The organism is Deinococcus pimensis DSM 21231 (genome assembly GCF_000519345.1).
In the GTDB taxonomy this organism is placed as follows: Bacteria; Deinococcota; Deinococci; order Deinococcales; family Deinococcaceae; genus Deinococcus_A; species Deinococcus_A pimensis.
Genome location: NZ_KI912639.1, coordinates 50,466 through 56,654, shown reverse-complemented (window position 1 = coordinate 56,654; position 6,189 = coordinate 50,466). Strand labels below are relative to the sequence as shown.

Annotated in this window: 5 protein-coding genes and 1 pseudogene; 1 reads left to right on the top strand and 5 read right to left on the bottom strand. The window is 69.4% G+C overall.

Going from position 1 to position 6,189, the window contains the following annotated elements; translation table 11 throughout:
• Window positions 1-216 precede the first annotated feature (216 nt).
• The 5 genes from DEIPI_RS0110605 to sufC form a co-directional block, all read right to left on the bottom strand.
• A complete protein-coding gene (locus DEIPI_RS0110605; RefSeq protein ID WP_027481770.1) occupies window positions 217-1,389 on the bottom strand; it encodes an acetyl-CoA C-acetyltransferase in 1,173 nt (390 codons plus the stop codon).
• Between the two features lie 33 nt (window positions 1,390-1,422).
• Window positions 1,423-1,740 carry a non-heme iron oxygenase ferredoxin subunit gene (locus tag DEIPI_RS0110600; RefSeq protein ID WP_045234083.1) on the bottom strand — a complete coding sequence of 106 codons (318 nt, stop codon included), beginning with the start codon at window positions 1,738-1,740 and terminating at the stop codon, window positions 1,423-1,425.
• Between the two features lie 103 nt (window positions 1,741-1,843).
• Window positions 1,844-3,214: a Fe-S cluster assembly protein SufD gene (gene sufD / locus DEIPI_RS0110595; protein ID WP_027481768.1), complete on the bottom strand. Its 1,371-nt coding sequence runs from the start codon at window positions 3,212-3,214 to the stop codon at window positions 1,844-1,846.
• A complete protein-coding gene (sufB, locus tag DEIPI_RS0110590; RefSeq protein WP_027481767.1) occupies window positions 3,214-4,617 on the bottom strand; it encodes a Fe-S cluster assembly protein SufB in 1,404 nt (467 codons plus the stop codon). The genes sufD and sufB overlap by 1 nt, the downstream gene beginning before the upstream one ends.
• Window positions 4,618-4,629: 12 nt before the next feature.
• Window positions 4,630-5,385: a Fe-S cluster assembly ATPase SufC gene (sufC, locus tag DEIPI_RS0110585; RefSeq protein ID WP_027481766.1), complete on the bottom strand. Its 756-nt coding sequence runs from the start codon at window positions 5,383-5,385 to the stop codon at window positions 4,630-4,632.
• 221 nt (window positions 5,386-5,606) lie between these two features.
• Here sufC and DEIPI_RS39470 point away from each other — a divergent pair.
• Window positions 5,607-6,189, top strand: a pseudogene (locus tag DEIPI_RS39470) (hypothetical protein); the annotation flags it as partial.

Below are 6,189 nucleotides of genomic sequence, written 5' to 3'. Positions count from 1 at the left end.
TTGAAGGCGTTCTCGTCGCTGCGCAGGGCGGGCGTCACGTCGTTCTCGGCGAGGCCGTCCTCGCCCGGGCGGTCGCCCCAGCTGTCCTCGTGATGGTCGGTCATGAGCGCATCGTGCGCGCCGCGCGTGGGAAGCGACCCCGGAGGAGCTCACGGTCGTCTTGAGAAACAGCGAGGGGAGGACCGACGTGGTCCTCCCCTCCCCCGTCCGCCGGGTTCAGACGGCGCGCACGACGACCGCGATACCCATGCCGCCGCCGATGCACAGGCTCGCCACGCCCGTCTCCTTGCCCGCGCGGCGCAGCGCGTGCACGAGCGTCACGAGGACGCGCGCGCCGCTCGCGCCGATGGGGTGGCCCAGCGCGATCGCGCCGCCCGTGACGTTCACGCACGCGGGGTCGATCCCGAGGTCACGGACGACCGCGAGGGACTGCGCCGCGAAGGCCTCGTTGAGTTCGAAGAGGTCCACGTCGGTGGGCTTCATGCCGAGCTTGTCCAGCGCGACGGGCACGGCGCGCGCCGGGCCGATGCCCATGATGGCGGGGTCCACGCCGATGGTGCTGTACGCCGCGAGCTCCGCGAGGACCGGCAGGCCGTTCGCGCGGGCGTACTCGTCGGTGGTGAGCGCGAGCATCGCGGCGCCGTCGTTGATGCCGCTCGCGTTGCCGGCGGTGACCGTGCCGTCCTTGCGGAAGGCGGGGCGGAGCTTCCCGAGAACCTCCATCGTGGTGTCGGGGCGGACGTACTCGTCCCGGTCGAAGATCGTGGGGCCCTTGCGGCCCGGCACCTCGACGGGCACGACCTCGTCCACGAAGGCGCCCGACTCGATCGCGGCGGCGGCGCGGCGCTGGCTCTCGGCGGCGAAGGCGTCCTGCTCCTCGCGGGTGATGCCCCACTGCTCGGCGATGTTCTCGGCGGTGATGCCCATCGCGTACTTGTGGAACACGTCGGTGAGGCCGTCGTGCATGAGGCTGTCGAGGAGCTCGCCGTGCCCGAGGCGGTAGCCCTCGCGGGCCTTGGGGAGCAGGTACGGGGCGCGGCTCATGTTCTCGATGCCGCCCGCCACGTAGAGCCTCCCGTCACCGGAGCGCAGGCCCTGCGCGGCGCTCACGACGGCCTGCAGGCCCGAGCCGCACACGCGGTTCACGGTCTGGCCGGGCACGTCGTGCGGCAGACCCGAGCCGAGGACGACCTGCCGGGCGGGGTTCATGCCCTGCCCGGCCTGCAGGACGTTCCCGACGATGACGTCGGCGATGTCGTCGGGGTTCACACCGCCGAGGATGGCCTTCGTGGCGGCGACGCCGAGGTCGGCGGCAGGGACGTCCTTGAGGCTGCCCATGAAGCTTCCGATGGGCGTGCGGCGCGCGGCCGTGATGACGATGCGGGTCATGACGGGAGTATACCGAACGAGCGTTCGGAAGGTTTACAGCGGGAGGACGAACACCTCTCCGTGCTCCACCTCCGTGCGGTAGAGCGCGACGGGCTTCACCGCCGGGAGCGTCTTCGGCTTGCCGGTCGCGAGCTCGAACTTCGCGCCGTGCTTCTCGCAGGTGATGCGGCCCATGCTCACGTCCCCGCCGAGCAGGGGGTAGTCCTTGTGGCTGCAGTTGTTGCGCAGGGCGTAGTAGACGCCCTCGTGGTTCACGACGACGACGCTGCGTCCGTCCACGTCCACGGCGCGCTGGGATCCTTCGGGAAGCTCGTCCACGCGGCCGACGAGCACTCGGGTCTGGGCGGTCATGCGCGCAGTCTAGAGCGCCCGGCGCGCGGCGCGTGTCGTGACCGTCGCGATTCGGGGCACGCGAAGAGGCCGGGGGAGCGAACTCCCCCGGCCTCCGGAAGCCTCAGACCGCGCCGACCTTCTCGGCGATGACGGCCTCGATGTACTTCACGACGCTCGCGAGCGGCACGCGCGACAGCACGTCCTCCAGGAAGGCCGTGACGAGCATCTTCTCCGCGAGGGAGCGCGGCACGCCGCGCGCGAGCAGGTAGAACATCTGCTCCGGGTCGACGGGGCCGGTGGTGCTGCCGTGCGAGCAGCGCACGTCGTTCGCGTTGATCTCCAGCTGCGGGATGCTGTCGTTGCGCGCCTCGCTGGAGAGCAGCAGCGTGCGGTGCTTCTGGTACGCGTCGGTCTTCTGCGCGCCGAGGTCCACCTTGATCATGCCGCTGAACACGCCGCGCGCGGTGTCCGCGAGGACGCTCTTGTACAGCAGGTCGCTGTGCGCGTGCGGGGCGGCGTGGTGCTGCAGGGTGTAGTGGTCGAAGTGCTGGTCTTCCGAAGCGAAGTTCAGGCCGAGCATCTCGCTGGAGCTGCCCTGACCGCGCAGGTAGGACTGCATCTCGGTGCGCGAGAGGGTGCCGCCCATCGTGACGACGAGGCTGTTGAGCGTGGCGTCGCGGGCGACGTCGCCGCGCTGCCGCTGGATGTGCGTGACGCCGCGTCCCCAGTTCTGCACGCTGACGTAGCGAAGCTGCGCGCCGTCCTTCACGATCAGCTCGACCGCGCCGAAGGCGAAGGCGCCCTCGAGGTCGGGGCTGTCCTGCTCGTCGATGAACGTGACCTTGCTGTTCACGTCCGCGACGACGAGGGTGCGGGTCGCGGTGAAGGCGCCGCTCTCGTCGAGGACGCGGAACGCGCCGAGCGGAAGCTCGACCTCCACGTTCCGGGGCACGTACACGAACGCGCCGTTCGTCCAGAGGGCCGCGTTCAGGGCGCTGAACTTGCCCTCGCTGGGGTCGGGGCTCTTGCTGGGCGTGGTGCCGGGCGCGGCGACGGTGGTGTCGTCCGGAACCTCGGCGGGCACGACGGAGTACAGGTACTCGCGCACGAGCGCCTCGTGGGACGCGAGCGCGGAGCGCAGGTCGGTGAAGACCACGCCCTGCTCACGAAGCGCTTCGGGCAGGCTGGCGTAGACCACGTCGGGGCCGTCGAAGACGAGGTACGCGGCGACGTCGGTGCTCGCGAGGCGCGCGCGGACGCTCTCGGGGAGGGCGGCCTCGTCCGTGACGGCGGGCTTCACGCGGGTGGGCTTCATCGCGGTGAAGTCGATGCCGCTCACGTCGGTGTACTTCCACGCCTCGACCGCCTCGGTGGGGAGGGGCAGGGCGCCGAAGAGTTCCAGCGCGGCCCGGCGTCGTTCGGTGAGCCACTCGGGCCCGCCGAGGGCCGTGACGGCCTCGGCGGAGAAGGCCTGGTTGAGCGTCTGGGTCATCAACCGACGCTGCCTTCCATCTCGAGCTCGATGAGGCGGTTGAGCTCCACGGCGTACTCCAGCGGGAGTTCCTTAGCGATGGGCTCGATGAAGCCGCGCACGATCAGGCCCGCCGCCTCGTCCTCGCTGAGGCCGCGCGACTGCAGGTACAGGATCTGCTCGTCGTTGATCTTGGAGACCGTGGCCTCGTGACCGACGCTGGCGTTCTTCTCCTCGATCTCGATGTAGGGGTACGTGTCGGTGCGCGCTTCCTCGTCGAGCAGCAGCGCGTCGCACTCGACGTTGGTCCTGCTCCCAAAGGCGCCCTCGTAGATCTTGACGAGGCCGCGGTAGCTGGAGCGGCCCGAGTCCTTGCTGATGGACTTCGACACGATGGTGCCGCTGGTGTGCGGCGCGAAGTGCACGATCTTGGCGCCCGCGTCCTGGTGCTGACCGCGTCCCGCCATGGCGATGGAGAGGACCTCGCCGCGCGCGCCCTCGCCGAGGAGGTAGCAGGCGGGGTACTTCATGGTGACCTTGCTGCCGAGGTTGCCGTCCACCCACTCCATCACGCCGTTCTCGTACACGGCGGCGCGCTGGGTCACGAGGTTGTAGACGTTGTGGCTCCAGTTCTGGATGGTGCTGTAGCGGAAGCGCGCGCCTTCCTTGACGACGATCTCGATGACGCCGGAGTGGAAGCTGTCGCGGCTGTAGCTGGGCGCGGTGCAGCCCTCGATGTAGTGCGCCTGGGCGCCCTCGTCGACGATGATGAGGGTGCGCTCGAACTGCCCGGCGCTTTCGGCGTTGATGCGGAAGTACGTCTGGAGGGGAATGTCGACCTTCACGCCCTTGGGGACGTACACGAAGCTGCCGCCCGACCACACGGCCGAGTTGACGGCGGCGAACTTGTTGTCCTCGGGGGGCACGACGGTCGCGAAGTACTCGCGGAAGAGGTCGGGGTACTGGCGCAGGCCGTCCTCGATGGAGAGGAAGACCACGCCGAGCTTCTCCCACTCCTCCTTGAGGTTGTGGTAGACCATCTCGGACTCGTACTGCGCGCCGACGCCCGCGAGCGCGGCCCGCTCGGCCTCGGGGATGCCGAGACGCTCGAAGGTCTGCTTGACGTCGTCGGGGACGTCGTCCCAGGAACGGGCGTTGTAGCCCTCGGGCTTGATGTAGTAGTAGATCTCGTCGAGGTCGAGGCCGCTGAGGTCGGCGCCCCACTCGGGCATGGGCTTGCTGTAGAAGATGTCGAGCGCCTTGAGGCGGAAGTCGAGCATCCACTGCGGCTCTTCCTTGGCCTTCGAGATCATCTCGACGACCTCGCGCGACAGGCCCTTGGGGGCCTTGACGGCGTACCGCTCGGGGTTGGCCCAGCCGTACTCGTACGTCGCGTTGATGTTGGCAACTTCAGGATTCGTCATGTGGTCTCTCCCTTAGGCGCGTGCGAGTTCCTTGACCCAGTCGTAGCCCTCGGCGTCGAGGCGCTGGGCCAGTTCGGGGCCGCCGGTCTGGACGACGCGGCCCTCGACGATGATGTGGACCTTGTCGGGGACGATGTAGTTCAGCAGGCGCTGGTAGTGCGTGATGACGAGGCCGCCGAGGTTGGGGCCGCGCAGGCTGTTGACGCCCTTGGAGACGATCTTGAGGGCGTCCACGTCGAGGCCGGAGTCGGTCTCGTCCATGATGATGTAGGTCGGGTCGAGCATGAGCATCTGGAGGATCTCGTTGCGCTTCTTCTCGCCGCCGGAGAAGCCCGCGTTGAGGTAGCGCTCGACGATGCTCTCGTCCCACTCCAGCACCTTGAGGGCCTCCTGGAGCTTGCCGTAGAACTCCATGAAGCTCACCTCCTCGCCCTCGGGCTTGCGGGCCTGCATGGCGAGGCGCAGGAAGTTGGCGATGGTGACGCCGGGGATCTCGACGGGGTACTGGAAGGCGAGGAAGAGGCCGAGGCGGGCGCGCTCGTCGGGCTCCATCTCGAGGACGTTGTGGCCGTCGACGAGGATCTCGCCCTCGGTGACGGTGTACTCGGGATCGCCGACGATGACCTTGGCGAGGGTGCTCTTGCCGTTGCCGTTGGGGCCCATGACGGCGTGGAGTTCGCCGCGCGGGACGGTGATGTTCACGCCGCGCAGGATCGGCAGGTCACCGACGGAGGCGTGGAGGTTGCGGATCTCGAGCTGGTTGGTCATGGAGTCTCCTGCGGTGCTGCTGGGAAGTGGTCGGGGCCCTTATTAGGAGCCATTCCTAGTTAGCATAGTCTACGCGATACGGCGCGGAAAGTCGAGCGTTTCAGTCGGATTTCGGCGGTGCCGGACACCCCCGCGCACCCCCGCCCCGTGAAGCTCACCACAAGAGAGCATGAACGTCGCGGTGCCCCCGGAGAGGGGTGCTGTGGCACAGTGTGCGCAGCATGAACGCACCACGACGGCTCGCCGCCGCCCTGATCGCCCTCGGCCTCGCGCACGGCGCCCACGCCCAGACCACCCCCGGCCTGGGGCCCACCGCGCCCGCCGCGCCCGCCGTCCCCACCTTCGCCGCGTCCACCTTCGAGCCCGCGCCCTGCCCGTACACCCTCCCCTCCGACGCCGTCGAGGGAAGGGACGTGCGCTGCGGCACCGTGGCGGTGCCCGAGTTCCACGACCGCCCCACGGGCCGCACGCTGCGCCTCTCCGTCGTCGTGTTCGCCGCCGAAAGCCCCACGAGGCGCCCCGATCCCGTCCTCTATCTCACCGGCGGTCCCGGCGAGGGGATCGGCGCGTCCCTGCCGAGCTTCACCCGCGACTTCCGCGGCACCTTCACGAGGCAGCGCGACCTCGTCCTGTTCGACCAGCGCGGCGTGGGCCGCTCCCGGCCCGCCCTGGAGTGCCCCGAGCTCACCGACGACGCTGCCGTCACGGGCAGCCTGAACCTCGACGCGGGCGCGAGCGTGCGGCAGTTCGTGGACCTCGCCCGGCAGTGCCGCGACCGCCTGCTGCGCGAGGGCGTGGACCTCA

What these genes read in the sequence shown, in the direction of transcription:
- sufC (WP_027481766.1), bottom strand. Translation starts at nt 5,385, where the DNA reads ATGACCAACCAGCTCGAGATCCGCAACCTCCACGCCTCCGTCGGTGAC.
- sufB (WP_027481767.1), bottom strand. Translation starts at nt 4,617, where the DNA reads ATGACGAATCCTGAAGTTGCCAACATCAACGCGACGTACGAGTACGGC.
- sufD (WP_027481768.1), bottom strand. Translation starts at nt 3,214, where the DNA reads ATGACCCAGACGCTCAACCAGGCCTTCTCCGCCGAGGCCGTCACGGCC.
- DEIPI_RS0110600 (WP_045234083.1), bottom strand. Translation starts at nt 1,740, where the DNA reads ATGACCGCCCAGACCCGAGTGCTCGTCGGCCGCGTGGACGAGCTTCCC.
- DEIPI_RS0110605 (WP_027481770.1), bottom strand. Translation starts at nt 1,389, where the DNA reads ATGACCCGCATCGTCATCACGGCCGCGCGCCGCACGCCCATCGGAAGC.